This is a genomic window from Embleya hyalina (assembly GCF_003967355.1).
Lineage (GTDB): Bacteria > Actinomycetota > Actinomycetes > Streptomycetales > Streptomycetaceae > Embleya > Embleya hyalina.
In genome coordinates this window covers 113,776-130,738 of sequence record NZ_BIFH01000045.1, presented here as the reverse complement: position 1 = coordinate 130,738, position 16,963 = coordinate 113,776, and the positions used below count along the sequence as shown (strand labels likewise).

Below are 16,963 nucleotides of genomic sequence, written 5' to 3'. Positions count from 1 at the left end.
GAGCGCCTTCTCTGCCGGCCGCTGCTGGCCGCTTTTTCGCCGGCCAACACACCCCCTCGCCGAAAGCCCCGGGTCCCGGAGCCAGATCCGGCGCCGGCGCACAGCGCGCGAACCGGTGTGCCTGGTGCGGCTTGGTCTGTGTCGCTACTGGGGTTCGTGGTGGGCCAGTACCCGGGTGAGTAGGTGGATCAGGGTTTGGCGGTCGTTGGTCGACAGCGGGCTGAGGAGGGCGTCCTGGGCCTGATCGAGGAGGGTGTCCATGTGCCGCAGTTGGTGCAGGCCGTTGGGGGTGAGGGTGACCCGGTTGCGTCGGCCGTGTTCCGGGTCCGGTGCGCGGTCGACGAAGCCCGCCTCGGCCAGTTCGTTGACCGCCGCCACGATGTCGCTGCGGTCGACGCGGCACCGGCGGCCGAGTCGGGCCTGGCTGGTGGGCCCGAACTCGTGCAGCGCGGCCAGGATGCGGTAGTGGTACCCGCGCGCGCCGGCGGCGGTGAACCCGTCGTTCACCAACCGGCGCGCGTGCACGGCCAGTTGGGTGATCAGCCAGCTGGGCTTCGCCACCAGGCGCTGCGGGGTCTCGTCCATGGCGGCCACTCTATCGATGTTGGTGGGACCAACACTTGGGGTTAGTGTTGGTCTCACCAACATAGAGGCCGTGAATGAAGGAGACACCATGTCCGATGCCGCCGCTGCCGTGCTCGCCGACCGGCTCGAAGTCGCCGAACTGTTCGCCCACGTCGCCAACCTGCTGGACGAGGCCCGCTACGACGATGCCCACCGCGTCTACCACGCCGACGTGGTGGTGTCCGGGCCGCGCGGGGAACTGCGTGGCCTCGACGCGGTGACCACCCTCCTGAAGGAGAGCCACGTCGAGGGAGTGCACACCCAGCACGTGCACGGCGATGTGCTGGTGCGGGTCGACGGCGACCGAGCCGAGGCCACCGCGAACCAACTCGTGTACTTCAACCGTGAGGGCGAACCGCCGCACCGGACCAGCGGCCTGCGCGTGGCCGGTACGGCCGTGCGGACCCCGGAGGGTTGGCGGTTCAGCGAAATGCGGATCTCCATCGCCTGGACGCACGACGCGTGAGCGATGAGTTTCGCCGCGCCGCGCGGTCTCCATCGTGTGTACGTCGTCCTTCCGCGCCGGCGGGGGCCGGAGACGACACAACCGACACAACCGACACGACACGAGACGAGACGACGAGGGGCGTGCGGAGCGTGGAGACCGTGAAGCAGGACACCGTGAGCGTCACCCTGACCATTGCCCTGCCCGCCGCGACGGTGTTCGCGGTGCTGGCCGACCCGACGACCCATGCCTCCATCGACGGCACCGGATGGGTCCAGGAGTGCGTCGATCGGGCGCCGCTGACCCGGGTGGGGCAGGTCTTCCGGATGGCCATGTATCACGCCAGGCACCCGGACGGCGACTACCGGATGGCCAACCAGGTCCGCGTGCTCGACGCGCCGCGCGCCATCGGCTGGGCGCCCGGGATGGAAACGGCCGACGGCGGCCTGGAGTTCGGCGGCTGGACCTGGCGCTACGACCTTGCGCCGCTCGGCGAGTCGGAAACAGAGGTCACACTCACCTACGACTGGTCGGCGGCGTCGGGACCCACCCGGGAGCGCTTCCGATTCCCGCCGTTCGGCCCCGAACACCTCCCCAACTCCCTGCGGCACCTGGCCGAGATCGCCGCCGACAGGTGACGAGGTCGCCCGGCGGTGCCGGACACGGGTGCCGCCGGTGCGGCGAGGCCGTCGCGGCGTACGCCCAGGCGTGACACGGGTAGGCCGCCGAAAGGGGTGAGACCGTCCCGGGGGCGCCCTCACCCACGGGTACTTCCAAGGCGGCTCAAGGAGATCCGGGGCCGACCCGCCGGCCCCGTAGTTCGGACAGGTCCTCGTCGGTGAGCGTGAGCTCGTCCGTCGCGAGGTTTTCCTCCAGGTGTGCGAGCGAGCCCGTGCCCGGGATCGCCAGGGCCGTCGGCGAGGTCGCCAACAACGCGGCGATCGCGACCTGCGCCGGGGTGGCGCCCAGGCGCGCCGCGACGCTCGCGAGGCGTTCGGGGTGGTGTGGGCCGCCGTCGACGCCGCCGCCCAGGGGGAAGTACGGCACGTGGGCGATGCCCGCTTCCTCGGGCGCGGCCGGCGGCAGCCCCGTGTGGCGGTTCTGTACCGCCGCCACCGGTGCGATCGACCGGGCCTCGGCGAGTTGGGAGGTGTCGACGTTGCTGACGCCCAGGTGGCGGATCAGGCCCTCCGTGCGGAGTTCGGCCAGGGCCGCGAAGCGTTCGGCGATCGACTCGCCGCCCGGCTCGGTCGTCCCGCCTGCCCGCAGATAGACCAGGTCGAGCCGGTCCAGACCCAGAGCGCGCAGATCCGCCTCGACCAGGCCGCGCAACTGTTCCGCCGTCGCGTGGCCGATCGGCACGCCATGGGGTCCGGGCAACGGCCCCACCTTCGTGGCGAGCACCAGGTCGTCGCGGTAGGGGGTCAAGGCCCGGCGGATCAGGTCGTTGGCCCACACCGCGTCCCTGCCGTAGAAGCCGGCCGTGTCGATGTGGTTCACGCCCAGCTCCACCGCCCGGCGCAGCACCGCGATGCCCGTCTCGGGATCGCGTGCCGGGCCCGCGAAGGTGCCCATCGCCAGACGCATCGCACCGAAGCCGAGCCGGTTGATCGTCAGGTCCCCGCCGAGGGGGAAGGTCTTGATCGTCATGACGCTCATCGTGTCCGCCGTCCCGGCGCCCGGCGAGCGCGTGGCAGCTTGCTGCCAGACTGCCGGGATGCGCGAGGAAGAAGAGTTGCCGACGGTGTGCGGAGACGCGGAGTTGATCGCCCGCGCGGGTCACCTCTTCGAGTCCGTGCGGACCGAATTCCTGTGTGCCGCCCGGGATCTCGGGACCTGGTCACGACTGAGAGCCGCGACCGCGACCGGGGCCGGGACCGGGAGCGGGGCCGGGACCGGAGCCACGCTCCGGGGCCGCACGCGCGCGGCGGGCTCGGCCGACGTCACCCCCCGAAAGCTCCTCGGCCCGACCGCCCTCGTCGACGAGGACGCCCGCGCCCACCTGCGCCTGGTGCAGGGCAGCGGCGCTCTCGTGCGGATCAGCCGTGCGCCTCTCCCGCACGAGACCATCCTCATCGACCGGCGGGTGATGATCCTCGCCGGTCCGGAGACCCCCGCCGGCCGCGCGTACACCGTGACGACCTCACCGACCCTGGTCGACGGAGTTCGCTCGCTGTTCCTGGCGATCTGGGACGCCGCCGTGGACCTCGACACCCACCTGCGCGACGACGTCACGACCCTAGACGCCGAGGGCCGCGCCATCCTCGAAGCCCTCGGCTCGGGCCGCACCGACGAGTCGGCGGCCAAACGGCTGGGCGTCTCACTGCGCACCTACCGGCGACGCGTCGCCGAACTCATGGCCACGCTCGACGCCGACTCCCGCTTCCAGGCCGGCCTGCGCGCCGGCGAACAGGGACTGCACCGCTGACCCACCCCGCCCACCGGCTACCCCGCCGCCGCCAGCGCCGCCAGCGCCATTCGGCTCAGCATCGGGGCCAGGATGCGCTGTGGGGTGCGCAGGGTGTGGGGGGTGGAGTTGATCAGACCGAAGGCCGCGTGCACCGCGGCGCGGGCCTCGCGGTCGTCCAGGCGGTTCGGGTGGGCCTTCATCGCGACCTCGACCCAGAGCTCCACGTAGGCGCGCTGGACCCGGCGGATCCGGTGCCGCTCGGCCGTGGGGACCTGGTTGAGCGCGTGGTCGTGCAGCGTGATCAGGTCCGGGTGGCGCAGCGCGAACTCGACCTGGCCCTCGATCAGCGCCGCCAGCGCCTGCTTCGGATCCTCGATCGACGCCCGCAGCTCGCCCCGGGCCAGCAACTGCTCGCTGATGTCGACCAGCAACTCGGTGAGCATCGCCTCCTTGCCCCGGAAGTGTTTGTACAGCGCGGGGCCGCTGATGCCCACCGCCGCGCCGATGTCGTCCATGCCCACGCTGTGATAGCCGCGCTCGGCGAACAGCCGGGCGGCCACCTGCAGGATCTGGTCTCGACGGCTCACGGTCATGTGTCCATGCTAGACACTCGGATTAACCGTGGTTAACCTCGGGGGCAGGTGAACGAAGGTTAACTCGAGGCGGTGTCATGGAAAACGTGCTCGGCACAGCCGCCGACCCGGGGTCCCAGGCCTACCGGGCCAACGCGGAGGCCCACGAACGCGCGGTCGGCGAACTGCGCGCCCGGTTGGCGACCACCGCGTTGGGCGGCGGCGAACGGGCCCGGGAACGGCATACCGCGCGGGGCAAGCTGCTCCCGCGCGACCGGGTGGAGACCCTGTTGGACCCCGGCACGCCGTTCCTGGAGATCGCGCCGCTGGCCGCCGACGGGATGTACGGCGGCGACGCGCCGGCCGCGGGGATCATCGCGGGCGTGGGCCGGGTCGCCGGTCGCGAGTGCGTGATCGCGGCCAACGACGCGACGGTCAAGGGCGGCACCTACTACCCGATGACGGTCAAGAAGCACCTGCGGGCCCAGGAGATCGCGCTGGAGAACCGACTCCCGTGCCTGTACCTGGTCGACTCCGGCGGCGCGTTCCTGCCCATGCAGGACGAGGTGTTCCCGGATCGGGACCACTTCGGGCGGATCTTCTACAACCAGGCGCAGATGAGCGCCCGGGGCATCCCGCAGATCTCCGCCGTGCTCGGCTCCTGTACCGCCGGCGGCGCGTACGTGCCGGCCATGAGCGACGAGACGGTGATCGTGCGTGACCAGGGCACCATCTTCCTCGGCGGCCCGCCGCTGGTGAAGGCCGCCACCGGCGAGGTGGTCAGCGCCGAGGAGCTGGGCGGCGGCGACGTACACGCCCGGATCTCCGGCGTGGTCGACCACCTCGCGGCCGACGACAAGGACGCGCTGCGGATCGTCCGCGACATCGTCGGCACCCTCGGTGCCCGGCCGCAACTGCCCTGGGACGTGCGGGAAGTGGAGCCGCCGGCCGTCGACCCGGCCGGGTTGTACGGGGTCGTGCCGCCCGACGCGCGCACCCCCTACGACGTGCGCGAGGTGATCGCCCGCATCGTCGACGGCTCGCGCTTCCACGAGTTCAAGGGCGAATACGGCACCACCCTGGTCACCGGCTTCGCCCGGATCCACGGCCACCCGGTGGGCATCGTCGCCAACAACGGCATCCTGTTCGCCGAATCCGCGGTCAAGGGCGCGCACTTCATCGAACTGTGCGACCAGCGCGGCATCCCGCTGCTCTTCCTCCAGAACATCACCGGCTTCATGGTCGGCAAGGACTACGAGCACGGCGGCATCGCCAAGCACGGCGCCAAGATGGTCACCGCGGTGGCCACCACCCGCGTGCCCAAGCTGACCGTGGTGATCGGCGGCTCGCACGGCGCGGGCAACTACTCGATGTGCGGACGCGCCTACAGCCCGCGCTTCCTGTGGATGTGGCCCACCGCCAAGATCTCGGTGATGGGCGGCGAACAGGCCGCCACCGTGCTCGCCACCGTCAAGCGCGACCAGATCGAGGCGCGCGGCGAGAGCTGGGACGGCGAGGAAGAGTTCAAGCAGCCGATCCGCGAGCAGTACGAGCGGCAGGGCAACGCCTATTACGCGACCGCGCGCCTGTGGGACGACGGGATCATCGACCCCCTCGACACCCGCACCGTGTTGGGCCTGGCCCTGACGGCGTGCGCCAACGCGCCGCTGGCCGAGCCGCGCTTCGGTCTGTTCCGGATGTAGAGGGGTCACGACGTGTTCGACGCAGTACTGGTCGCCAACCGAGGCGAGATCGCGGTCCGGGTGATCCGCACGCTGCGCCGCCTGGGCGTGCGCGCGATCACCGTGTACGGGCCGGGGGACGCCGCCGCGCGGCACGTGCGCGAGGCCGACGCGGCGGTCGAGGTGCCGAGTTACCTGGACGTGGACGCGGTGGTCGCGGCCGGCGTGCGCGCCGGTGCCGGGGCGGTTCACCCCGGCTACGGATTCCTGTCCGAGAACGCCGCGTTCGCCGCCGCCGTGGCGCGCGCCGGGCTGGTCTTCGTCGGCCCCCCGGCGGGTGTGATCGAGTTGATGGGCGACAAGATCCGGGCCAAGGAGACGGTCGCCGCCTACGGCGTCCCGGTCGTTCCCGGCGGCGGCGCGGCGGGCATGACCGACGCCGAACTCGTCGACATCGCCCGGGAGATCGACTTCCCCGTGCTGATCAAGCCGTCGGCGGGCGGCGGCGGTAAGGGCATGCGCCTGGTGCACGACGGCGCGTTGCTCGCCGACGAGATCGCCGCGGCCCGGCGCCAGGCCAAGGGCGCCTTCGGCGACGACACGCTGTTGATCGAGCGCTGGATCGACCGCCCCCGGCACATCGAGATCCAGGTGCTCGCGGACACCCACGGCACGGTCGTACACCTGGGCGAACGCGAGTGCAGCCTGCAGCGCCGACACCAGAAGATCATCGAGGAGGCGCCGTCGGCGCTGCTCGACGCGGACACCCGGGCCGCGATGGGCGCCGCCGCCGTGCGTGCCGCCCGGGCCTGCGGATACGTCGGCGCGGGCACGATCGAGTTCATCGTGCCGTCGGAGGATCCCGGCTCGTTCTACTTCATGGAGATGAACACGCGCCTCCAGGTCGAGCACCCGGTGACCGAACTGGTCACCCGCGTCGACCTGGTGGAGAGCCAGCTGCGGATCGCGGCCGGCGCCGCGATCGGCAAGTCCGACGTGTCGATGCACGGGCACGCGGTCGAGGCGCGGATTTACGCCGAGGACCCCGATCGGGGCTTCCTGCCCACGGGCGGCCGGGTGTTGACGGTGTGTGAGCCGGAACTCGAAGGCGTCCGGGTCGACTCCGGGCTGCGCGAGGGCGGCGAGGTCGGCAGTTCGTACGACCCGATGCTGGCCAAGGTGATCGCCTACGGCGACGACCGGGCGACGGCGATCAACCGACTGCGGGCGGCGCTCGCGCAGACCCGGGTGTTGGGGGTGACCACCAACCTCGGCTTCCTCCACCGGCTGTTGGGCGACCCGGCGGTGCTGGCGGGCGACCTGGACACCGGCCTCGTGGAGGCCAGGACGGACGAGCTGACCGGGCATCCGGCGCCGCCGGAGGTGGCCGTCGCGGCGGCGCTCGCGGCGCGGGCCGAGCGGGTGCCCGCCGACGGTTGGGCGGACCCGTTCGCGGCGCAGACCGGCTGGCGGGTGGGCGGACCGGCGTGGGACACGCACGTGTTGCGGATCGGGCCGGGCGAGCCGATCGAGGTGCGGGTGCGCGACGGCGAGGTCTCGGTGGACGGCGGGCCGGCCGTGTCCGCCTCGGTCTCGGCGGTGCCGGGCGGACTTTCGGTCGGGTACGACGGGCTGACCCGGCGCTTCGACTACGTCGCCGAGTCGTCGGGGGTGCGCTGGCTCGCCTACGGGCCGGACACCTGGCGCGTGAGCGAGGTGGACACCGTACGGGCCGAGGCGGCCGGCGGCGCGGCGCACACCGGCGCGCTGACCTCGCCGATGCCCGGCACGGTGACGTTGGTCAAGGCCGCCGTCGGGGACCGGGTCGCCCGGGGACAGACCGTGGTCGTGGTGGAGGCGATGAAGATGGAGCACGCGTTGACCGCGCCGTTCGCCGGCGTGGTCGCCGAACTGGGCGCGGTGGTCGGCGCGTCGGTGGCGATGGACCAGACGCTGGCGGTGGTGGAACCGGACGCGGAGGCGGACGGCGTCGCAGCCGGCGGGACCGACGGAGAGGCGGCGGGGCGATGACGCGTCGACTGCCGGATGTGCGCCCCGAACCCGGGTTGCCGGAGCGGGTGTTCATCCACGAGGTGGGTGCTCGTGACGGACTCCAGAACGAGTCCGGCGTGGTGCCCACCGAGGCCAAGATCGAGTTCGTTCGCCGACTGGCCCGCGCGGGCCTGCGCACGATCGAGGTGACCAGCTTCGTACCGCCCAAGTGGGTGCCCCAACTCGCCGACGCCGCCGAGGTGTTCGCGGCGGTGCGGGCCGACGTCGAGATCGCCGCCGCCGATCGCCGCCTGCCGGTCCTGGTGCCCAACGAGCGTGGCTTCGACCGCGCCGTCGAGCTGGGCGCCGACCGCATCGCGGTGTTCGGCAGCGCCACCGAGACCTTCGCCCGGCGCAACCTCAACCGCACGGTGGCCGAGTCGTTGGCCATGTTCGCCCCCGTGGTCGAGCGGGCCGGCGCCGCCGGGATCGACACGCGCGGCTACCTGTCCATGTGCTGGGGCGACCCGTGGGAGGGGCCCGTCCCGCTCGACCGAGTGGTGCGCGTCGGCAAGGCCCTGGTGGAGATGGGCTGTTCGCAGCTCAGCCTGGGCGACACGATCGGCGCGGCCACTCCCGGACACGTCACCGCGCTGCTGACCGCGTTCGCCGAGGCGGGCGTGCCGGCGTCGCGCATCGCGGTGCACTTCCACGACAGTTACGGTCAGGCGCTGGCCAACACCCTCGCCGCGCTGCGCTTCGGGGTGACCACCGTGGACGCCTCGGCGGGCGGCCTGGGCGGTTGCCCGTACGCGGAGAGCGCGACCGGCAACCTCGCCACCGAGGACCTGGTGTGGATGCTGCACGGCCTGGGCATCGAGACCGGCGTGGACCTGGGCGCGCTGGTGGCCACCAGCGCCTGGATGGCCGACCTCCTCGGCCGGCCCAGCCCCTCGCGCGCGGTCCAGGCGCTGATCGGCAAGCGGGTGGACGCGCACGGCCTGGTGCTCGCCGACCCGGCCGCCACCACCGCCACCACCACCGCGTAGCCGCGGCTGCCTGCCCGGCAGCCACCGAACCACCTCCGACGCACCGACGCCGCCACGGCGGCCCGGTCCGTCCCCCGCCACCGAACCCGGGAGCCCGGATCATGCTGGACCACCGCCTCGACGAGGAATACGAGCAACTGCGACGCACGGTCGCCGAGTTCGCCAAGGACGTGATCGCGCCCGCGATCGGCGACCTGTACGAGAAGCACGAGTTCCCGTACGCGATCATCCGCGAGATGGGCCGGATGGGCCTGTTCGGCCTGCCGTTCCCCGAGGAGTACGGCGGCATGGGCGGCGACTACCTCGCGCTCGGCCTGGTCCTGGAGGAACTGGCCCGGGTCGACTCCTCCGTGGCGATCACCCTCGAGGCGGCCGTCTCGCTGGGCGCGATGCCGATTCACCGCTTCGGCACCGAGGAGCAGAAGCAGACCTGGCTGCCGAAGCTGACCAGCGGCGAGATGCTGGGGGCTTTCGGCCTGACCGAGCCCGGCGGCGGCTCCGACGCGGGCGCCACGCGCACCACCGCCCGCATGGACGAGGCGACGGGGGAGTGGGTGATCAACGGCGGCAAGTGTTTCATCACCAACTCGGGCACCGACATCACCGGCTTCGTCACGGTCACCGCGGTCACCGGCACCAAGGGCGACGGCGGCAAGGAGATCAGCACGATCATCGTGCCGGCGGGCACCAAGGGCTTCACCGTCGCACCGCCCTACTCCAAGGTCGGCTGGAACTGCTCGGACACCCGCGAGTTGTCGTTCACCGACGTGCGCGTCCCGGCGGAGAACCTGCTCGGCGAACGCGGGCGCGGCTACGCCCAGTTCCTGTCCATCCTGGACGAGGGCCGGGTGGCCATCGCGGCGCTGGCCACGGGGTTGGCCCAGGGCTGCGTGGACGAGTCGGTGCGCTACGCCGGTGAGCGCGAGGCGTTCGGCCGGCCGATCGGCGCCAATCAGGCGATCGCGTTCAAGCTGGCCGACATGGAACTGCGGGCGCACAACTCGCGGTTGGGCTGGCGGCACGCGGCCTCGCTGCTCGTGCACGGCGAGGGTTTCAAGAAGGAGGCCGCGCTGGCCAAGCTGTACAGCTCGGAGAGCGCGGTGGACAACGCCCGCGACGCCACCCAGATCCACGGCGGCTACGGCTTCATGAACGAGTTCCCGGTGGCCCGCTTCTGGCGCGACGCCAAGATCCTGGAGATCGGCGAGGGCACGAGCGAGGTCCAGCGCATGCTGATCGCGAGGGAACTGGGCCTGCCCCGCTGAATCGACCACCCGTTCGATCCGACGAACGCCCCGCCGTGACCCACGGCGGGGCGTTCGTCGTGCTCGACCCGATGACCGAGGTGACCGTGCCGGGGCCGCGCGAGGGCGACCCGCACACCAGTGACAAACGTCGTGGGCATCGCCGGGATCCGAGCAGCACGCTGATATCGAGCGCGCCACAAGGTCGGGGCGCGTACCCCGGCCGTCGCACGCCCGGTGGCGGGGACGGTCGGCACGTTCGGAGAGGAATGGGCAGATGCCGGAGACGGGAACAGTGGAGCAGGACCGGGGGCCGTCCGACGCGCCCGGCGGGGACGATGTCGTGCTCGGGCGCTTCTTCTGGGTGGGCATCAGCGGGCTGATGCTCGGCATGTTCCTCGCCATGCTCGACAGCCTGATCATCGCCACCTCGCTGCCCACCATCGTCGGTGATCTGGGCGGTCTCGACCACCTCTCCTGGGTGATCACGGCCTATCTGCTGGCCACCGCGGCATCCACGGCGATCTGGGGCAAGCTCGGCGACCTGTACGGCCGCAAGAAAGTCTTCATGTTGTCGATCACCCTCTTCCTCGCCGGGTCGATCCTCTCCGGAGTGGCGCAGGACATGGCCCAGCTCATCGGCTTCCGAGCCCTACAGGGGCTGGGCGGTGGTGGGCTGATGGTCGGTGCCATGGCGATCATCGGCGAGCTGGTGCCGCCCCGGCAGAGCGGCAAGATCCAGGGCATGATGGCGGTGATGATGCCGACCGCCTTCGTGGGTGGTCCGCTGATCGGCGGTTTCCTCACCGATCACTTCGACTGGCGCTGGGTGTTCTACGTCAACGTGCCCATCGGAATCGTGGCCCTGATCGTCACCGGCCTGTTCATCCACACCGCGACCCCGACCGCCCGGGCGAAGATCGACTACGTGGGCACCGGGTTGCTGACCGTCGGCATCGTGGCGCTGACCCTGCTGACGAGCTGGGCGGGCACGGAGTACGCGTGGGGCTCGTTCCAGATCGTCGGCCTCGCGCTCGTCTCGCTCGTGGCGCTGGTCGCCTTCGGGTACGTCCAGCGCCGGGTGGACGAGCCGCTGATGCCGCCGCGCATGTTCCGCGACCGGAACTTCGTCGTCGCCCAGCTGCTCGCCTTCCTCAGCGGCGCCGCCATGTTCACGGCGACCAACTTCCTGCCCCAGTACACCCAGTTCGCCCGGGACGCCTCGTCGACGAAGGGCGGCCTGCTGCTCCTGCCGATGATGCTGGGCATGGTGGACATGATGGTCATCGCCGCGATCATCGTGGCCAAGCGGGGCAGGTACCGGATCTTCCCGATCCTCGGCGGCGGGCTGATCACCGTCGGAATGTTGCTCCTGCTGATCCTGGAGTCCGGCACGAACACCCTGGTCGGCTCCCTGCTCACCGCCGTCATCGGGCTGGGCGTGGGATGCCTGGTCCAGAACACGGTGGTGATCACCATGAACAGCGTGGAAGTGCGCGACATGGGCGCGGCGAACGGCGCGAACACGCTGGCCCGGCTCATCGGCGCCTCGCTGGGTGTGGCGCTGCTCGGCGTGCTGTTCACCCGTTCGGTCAAGGACACGATCGCCGACCGGCTCGGTGCGTCCGGCGGCGGCACGCCGGTGGACGACAACCTGACCCCGGAGCGGCTGCGTTCGTTGCCCGCGCCGGTACGGGACGCCTTCGCCGACGGGATGACGAACGGGCTGCACGCGGTCGCGATCGGCGGTGCCGTGATCGGTGTCCTCACGTTCGCGGTCGCCTGGTTCATCCGTGAGGTGCCGCTGCGCGACACCAACGCGAAGGCCGCCGACGGCGGCGAGCCGGAGAACTCGGGAGCCGAGGCGGACGGCGCTCGGGAGACGGAGGCGGGCGTGGCGGCGGTCGTCGTGACGGCGGCCACGGAGCCGGACGCGGACGCGGTCCTGGGCGCGCCCAGGGACTCTGACGTGGACCCGGACTTCGCGTCCGGCGCGAAGCCGACCCCGCAACCGGCCCGCGACTGAGCCCCGGACCCCCGAACACCCCCGCCCCGCGAAGGGTCCCCGGGCACATCCGCCCGGGGACCCTCGCGGGTCATTGCGCGGAGGCCTCCAGCGTGTTGAGTTCGAGGATGGTCGGCAGGTCCTGGCGACGGCTGATGTTCAGCTTGCGATACACGCGGGTCAGGTGCTGCTCCACCGTACTCACGGTGATGTGGAGCAGCCCCGAGATCTCGCGGTTCGTGTACTTGAGAGCGGCGAGTGCCGCGACCCGCTGCTCCGACTCGCTGAGCGTGGTCCCCAGGTCCGACCCCCGGACGTCCAGCGGGGACTCCGCCATGGCACGCGGCGCGGAAGCCGACAGGCTGCCGCGGAGAATACGTTCGTGCAGCACCGCGGCCTTGCACTCCGCGGCCAGCGCGAGTGCCTCCTGTCCGATCAGGCTCGCCAGCGGATCGCCGAGTGCGACCAGCGTCTCGCTCAAGTCCGCCATCGCCCGGGCCAGTTGTACCCGATCACCGGACTTGCGCAGCTCCATGATCGCCTGCTGGAGCAGTGGTAGCCGCTTCTTCGGCTCGCTGGTCGCCGCCCGCAGACGCAGCGACGTGCCGCGCACCCACGGATTGCGGGCGTCGACCATCGACAACTGGCGCAGCACCAGCCGCTCGGCCCGCTGGGGATGACCCATCTCGAGAAGCACCTCGGCCGCCTCCGTACGCCACGGAAGCAACGTCGGACGGTCCATGCCCCACTGCTTCATCAGCCGCCCGGCCTCGTACAGGTCGCTGAGCGCGGCCTGGAACTGACGAGTCGCCAGGTAGTAGCGGGCCCGGGCACGGAAGTAGGCGAGACCGTGGATCGACAGGTGCAGCGAGTCCGGGACCGACTGTTCGACGAGGGCCGCCGCATCGACGTAGTTGCCCATCTCGGTACGCGCCCGCAGCAGCGTGGAGATCGGCGAGAAGGCGAAGTTGCTGCCCCGCTGATCGGGCAGCCGCGCCAGGGACTCCAGCGCGTGCTCCTCGGCGCCCTCGAGGTCGCCGAGCCGCAGCAGCACCAGCGCCTTCATCGACGAGAACAGCGACTGCCAGCCCGGAGTGGCGCGGCCCAACGCCTGCTCCAGGAACACCTGGCACCAGTCCACGCATCGTTCCGCCTCCTCGGAGCAGGTCAGGGTGATGAGTGCCTGCACGATCGGTTGGATCGTCGCCGTGCTCAGCGTGGTCGTCGCGAGGAATCGTTCGATGTCGGTGGTGTTGGCGTCGAGCGCCGCGTAGGAGTGTGTCTCGCCCAGCTCCGCGAGCTGAACCGAGTTGTCCGATTGCGAGGTGAGCGGCGAGACCGCCGCGGGCTCGGGGGCGGTACCCCGATCGGTGGGCGCGCGCCCCGAGTCGGACAGGGCCGCGGAGAGCCGGTCCTGCATCTCCAGGGCGTCGGCGATCCGTCCCTGGGCGGTCAGCCGATGGAGCAGAGGCAGAATCTGGGCGGCCGACACCGTGCCGGCGCGCACCGCCTCCGTGGCCTCGGAGAGATACCGCTCGGACAGACCCGGGTCGACACGCCACGCGATGGTGGACAGCCGAAGCTTGACGGTCACCCGCTTCTGCGCGTCCACACACGTGTCGTGGGCCAGCTCCAGCAGGGTGATCGCACGGCAGACGTCCTCGCCCTTCACGGCCTCCTCCGCCACCGCCCTTAACAGACCGGACGCCCAGGGCGGGGCGTCCTCCAGCGGCCCGTGGGCGTGCGAGTCGAGGAGATGCCGGGCCACCACGTTCGGGTCGACGTTGCTCTCGTACAGCAGTTCGGCCGCGTCCCGGTGCATCGCGGCCAGGGTGCCCGGGGCCAGATGATCCACGACGGTCGTGGTGACGACCGGGTGACGCAGCCCCTGTTCGTGCAGCAGCCCCGAGGCCTTCAGGGCGGACATGCCCTGGGCCGCCTCGGTCCGGGTGATGCCCACCAGCTGCGCGATCAGGGCGGGCGTGGTGAGCGGGCCGAGCACGATGGTCGCCGCAGCCAGCTTCAGCACGTTCTGGCCGCAGCTTTGCAGACATGTGACCACCGCCCGGGCGTACGCCCCGCCGGGCTGGGGCCGGATCGCGCCCCGCTCCGCCGACGCGGTGGGCCGCAGCTCCGTGTGCTCCGAGGCCAGGGCACGCAGCAGCAGCGGGTTGCCGCCGCTGATCCGGTACAGGTCGTCGGTCAGCCGCTCCCGGTCGAGGAGACCGGGGAACCGCGCGGCGGCGGTGGCCACTTGGGTCGCCGTCAGCGGCTGCAACTGGATGCGTACCAGCTCCGGGCGGCGCATGAGTTCGGTGGTGAACTCGGCGTCGAGCGGGCTGTAGTGCCGAGTCTGTGACGCGACCAGCAGGATCCGGCCGGATCGGCTGTGGCGCGCCATGTATTGCAGGAACCGCCGCGACGCGGCGTCCACATGCTGCAGGTTGTCCACGCAGCAGACGACGGGCCCGCTCTCCGCGATGCCGCACATCTTCGTGTGCAGCTCCCGCATGGCTTCGATCATCAGAGCTTCGGAGTCCTGCTCCTGGAGCTCCGGTGGTTCGAGTGTCGGCAGGCCGTCGAGAAGCTGCCGTAGGACACCGAGAGGTACATCCCGCTCGGCGGCCGAGCCCGCGGCGAAGAGCACGGTCGCGCCCCGGGACACGGCCCGGTCCGCGAACGCCTCGATGAGCTCGCTCTTGCCGCAGCCGGCGGCCCCCTCGACGAGAACGATTCGGCCCTGGGCCGATAGACAGTCCGCCAATGCGGACTCCAGTACGTTGAGTTCGGACTCCTGATCGATGATTCTCACGAAATCCCCCGTAACGTGCGCCATCCCGTGGGAAGGTCCCGAGACCCCCGTCTCGTGACCTGAAAGACGCTCCTGGGCAATCAAACGGTTCGGCCGCCGCGTACGCAAACGAGCCGGTTTGCAATGCTCGGATGCTGGTGATTCTAGGTATGCGCAACTCTCGCATGGGGGGGAACAAGCTGCATGGCAGGAAGTTGCAGGTCACTGATTCGGGTCAGCAGGCGAAGGTCAAAAGTCATCCAAGATTCTTGGCCGAGTGGGAACTTTGGTGTAACTGATTACTCATAGGTAACTCGAAGGCGGAATCCGGCCTTCCGCGATGACGGACCGTCCATGACGTGCGGATGAAGGGAAAATGGCACTCCCTGTGCGTCGAGTGCCCATGTGAGCCGCGTTACGACCGGTTGGTGGCGCGCGCCGGCCGCGGCGCCCGAACCCGCGGGACGGGGTGGGCCGAGGGTGGCGGGCGGGTCGGAAGTGGAGCGGGAGTGGGTCCGGGGTGGGCTCGGGGTGGGCTCGGGGTGGGTCCGGGAAGGCTCCGGGAGCGGGTAGGGGGGCCGGTAGGGGAGCCCGGGCGCGTGCTTCAGGGGGGTGATCCCGGTAGCCACCGCTCCGGCACAGGGTGTGGAATGAACGGGACGGTGCCCGGGGATCGGGTCATCCTGCGCAAGGCATATGGAGCGCCATACGGAGCGCCTGCATCGTGATGGGCCGCAGGTCCATCGGCGCCGATTCCTCCTGCGCGTGACCTGCCGACGAGATCGCCGTCACGGGGGCCGGGGGCGCGCGAACGTCGTCTTCCGCCGGGAGATTGTCGCGACGGGGATGCCGCGGCGGAGACGCAGCGGGCGAGGAGTGCACAACTGGCGTATGAGAACACGGGAATTCGCCGATGTGACGGTGGATCCGCCGCGGGGTGCGCGGCCACGGCATTCGTCGGGACGACGGAAGCCGAACCTGTTCGAGCCGAGCCGAGTCGAGCCGATTCGAACGGATCCGATCCGATGCGATCCGAAGCGCCTGCATCAATCGGGCATCGGAGCTCGGAAACGAACGACCGAACGAACGACCGAACGAACAACGGGCAAATGAACGGAAGGAACGCCGAGTCGACATGACAGCAGCGACCACAGGTACCGGTGCATGGGTGCGACGCTTCCACGCCGCTTCCGCTTCCGGCGCCCGTCTTGTCTGTTTCCCGCACGCGGGCGGTGCCGCCTCGTTCTTCTTCCCCGTCTCCAGGCAGCTCGCACCGGAACTCGACGTCCTGGCGATCCAATACCCGGGCCGACAGGATCGCCGCCGGGAACCGTGCGTGGAGGACATCGGAACCCTGGCCGACCGGCTCACCGCGGAATTGCTCCCGCTGGCGGATCGACCCCTGGCGTTCTTCGGCCACAGCATGGGCGCCGTGATCGCCTTCGAGGTCACCAGAAGACTCGAGGAGAAGGGTGTCTCACCGCTTGTCCTCTTCGCTTCCGGCAGACGTTCTCCTTCGTCGGTGCGGGAGGAGTCCGTGCACCGGGCCGGCGACCGCGCCCTGATCGCCGAACTCCAGCGCCTGGACGGAACCGACGCGCGGATGCTGGACGATCCGGAGCTGCTCCGGATGATCCTTCCCACCCTGCGCAGCGACTACAAGGCCGTGGAGACCTATCGCTGCCGACCTCCGGAAGCCACCGTCGGCTGCCCTGTCGTGGCGCTGATCGGCGACGCCGACCCGCACGTGACGCGGGAGGAGGGTCTGCGCTGGAAAGAGCACACCCGCGGCCCGTTCGACATGCACGTCTTCGACGGCGGCCATTTCTATCTGAATACCCATGCCGCATCCCTCATGCAGATCATCGTCGAGCAGGTGCGGGACAACTCGCCTACGCAATAAGGCATTTGGGGATCGGGGGCGCTGTAGGGGGGTTGGCAAGGGGTACCAAGGGATCGGATCCCGCGGAAGAATGGAAATGAGTTCCTTCGGTCTTCCGATGGTCGGGACGCACGCGGATATCCGATCGAGTCGACTCGTCGAGTAGTTCGAGACCACTCGGAACGCCGAACAATCCTATTTTCCGACGATCGCCACAGCGCTTCGCCGCCGTGGTGATTGCTGCGCTCTGCCCTGCGCCGACGGGGC

13 protein-coding genes are annotated in these 16,963 nt (G+C 70.7%); 9 read left to right on the top strand and 4 right to left on the bottom strand.

The features are described 5' to 3' along the window. Nucleotides 1-144: 144 nt before the first annotated feature. Nucleotides 145-585, bottom strand: a complete 441-nt coding sequence (locus tag EMA17_RS43640; protein WP_126642780.1) for a MarR family winged helix-turn-helix transcriptional regulator — start codon at nucleotides 583-585, stop codon at nucleotides 145-147. A gap of 88 nt (nucleotides 586-673) precedes the next feature. On the opposite strand from EMA17_RS43640, the gene EMA17_RS43635 reads away from it, so the two are divergent. Both EMA17_RS43635 and EMA17_RS43630 read left to right on the top strand, forming a co-directional pair. Further along, nucleotides 674-1,090 carry a nuclear transport factor 2 family protein gene (locus EMA17_RS43635; protein ID WP_126642779.1) on the top strand — a complete coding sequence of 139 codons (417 nt, stop codon included), beginning with the start codon at nucleotides 674-676 and terminating at the stop codon, nucleotides 1,088-1,090. A gap of 140 nt (nucleotides 1,091-1,230) precedes the next feature. Further along, nucleotides 1,231-1,707, top strand: coding sequence for an SRPBCC family protein (locus tag EMA17_RS43630; protein WP_218043250.1), 477 nt, complete (start codon nucleotides 1,231-1,233; stop codon nucleotides 1,705-1,707). 145 nt (nucleotides 1,708-1,852) lie between these two features. Here EMA17_RS43630 and EMA17_RS43625 read toward each other — a convergent pair whose 3' ends face one another. Next, nucleotides 1,853-2,719 carry an aldo/keto reductase gene (locus tag EMA17_RS43625; RefSeq protein WP_126642777.1) on the bottom strand — a complete coding sequence of 289 codons (867 nt, stop codon included), beginning with the start codon at nucleotides 2,717-2,719 and terminating at the stop codon, nucleotides 1,853-1,855. A 67-nt stretch (nucleotides 2,720-2,786) separates the two neighbouring features. On the opposite strand from EMA17_RS43625, the gene EMA17_RS43620 reads away from it, so the two are divergent. Continuing rightward, a complete protein-coding gene (locus tag EMA17_RS43620) occupies nucleotides 2,787-3,497 on the top strand; it encodes a DNA-binding response regulator (RefSeq protein ID WP_126642776.1) in 711 nt (236 codons plus the stop codon). 17 nt (nucleotides 3,498-3,514) lie between these two features. Here the strand turns inward: EMA17_RS43620 and EMA17_RS43615 are convergent, their stop codons facing one another. After that, the gene (locus EMA17_RS43615) at nucleotides 3,515-4,072 is read right to left on the bottom strand and encodes a TetR/AcrR family transcriptional regulator (RefSeq protein ID WP_126642775.1); all 558 of its coding nucleotides are present in this window, start codon (nucleotides 4,070-4,072) and stop codon (nucleotides 3,515-3,517) included. A 77-nt stretch (nucleotides 4,073-4,149) separates the two neighbouring features. On the opposite strand from EMA17_RS43615, the gene EMA17_RS43610 reads away from it, so the two are divergent. The 5 genes from EMA17_RS43610 to EMA17_RS43590 all read left to right on the top strand — a co-directional run bounded on the left by EMA17_RS43610 (nucleotide 4,150) and on the right by EMA17_RS43590 (nucleotide 12,044). Beyond that, nucleotides 4,150-5,754: a carboxyl transferase domain-containing protein gene (locus EMA17_RS43610; protein WP_126642774.1), complete on the top strand. Its 1,605-nt coding sequence runs from the start codon at nucleotides 4,150-4,152 to the stop codon at nucleotides 5,752-5,754. 12 nt (nucleotides 5,755-5,766) lie between these two features. After that, nucleotides 5,767-7,764 carry an acetyl/propionyl/methylcrotonyl-CoA carboxylase subunit alpha gene (locus tag EMA17_RS43605; RefSeq protein ID WP_126642773.1) on the top strand — a complete coding sequence of 666 codons (1,998 nt, stop codon included), beginning with the start codon at nucleotides 5,767-5,769 and terminating at the stop codon, nucleotides 7,762-7,764. Continuing rightward, nucleotides 7,761-8,774: a hydroxymethylglutaryl-CoA lyase gene (locus EMA17_RS43600; RefSeq protein ID WP_126642772.1), complete on the top strand. Its 1,014-nt coding sequence runs from the start codon at nucleotides 7,761-7,763 to the stop codon at nucleotides 8,772-8,774. The genes EMA17_RS43605 and EMA17_RS43600 overlap by 4 nt, the downstream gene beginning before the upstream one ends. A gap of 101 nt (nucleotides 8,775-8,875) precedes the next feature. Beyond that, the gene (locus tag EMA17_RS43595; RefSeq protein ID WP_174861525.1) at nucleotides 8,876-10,039 is read left to right on the top strand and encodes an acyl-CoA dehydrogenase family protein; all 1,164 of its coding nucleotides are present in this window, start codon (nucleotides 8,876-8,878) and stop codon (nucleotides 10,037-10,039) included. Nucleotides 10,040-10,295: 256 nt separating this feature from the next. Continuing rightward, nucleotides 10,296-12,044 carry an MDR family MFS transporter gene (locus EMA17_RS43590; protein WP_126642771.1) on the top strand — a complete coding sequence of 583 codons (1,749 nt, stop codon included), beginning with the start codon at nucleotides 10,296-10,298 and terminating at the stop codon, nucleotides 12,042-12,044. Nucleotides 12,045-12,114: 70 nt separating this feature from the next. On the opposite strand, the gene EMA17_RS43585 is transcribed toward EMA17_RS43590, so the two are convergent. Then, nucleotides 12,115-14,835 carry a helix-turn-helix transcriptional regulator gene (locus EMA17_RS43585; protein WP_160161782.1) on the bottom strand — a complete coding sequence of 907 codons (2,721 nt, stop codon included), beginning with the start codon at nucleotides 14,833-14,835 and terminating at the stop codon, nucleotides 12,115-12,117. Between the two features lie 1,114 nt (nucleotides 14,836-15,949). On the opposite strand from EMA17_RS43585, the gene EMA17_RS43580 reads away from it, so the two are divergent. Beyond that, on the top strand, nucleotides 15,950-16,717 hold the full coding sequence (locus tag EMA17_RS43580; protein WP_126642769.1) for a thioesterase II family protein: 768 nt from the start codon (nucleotides 15,950-15,952) through the stop codon (nucleotides 16,715-16,717). The last annotated feature ends 246 nt before the right edge of the window (nucleotides 16,718-16,963 follow it).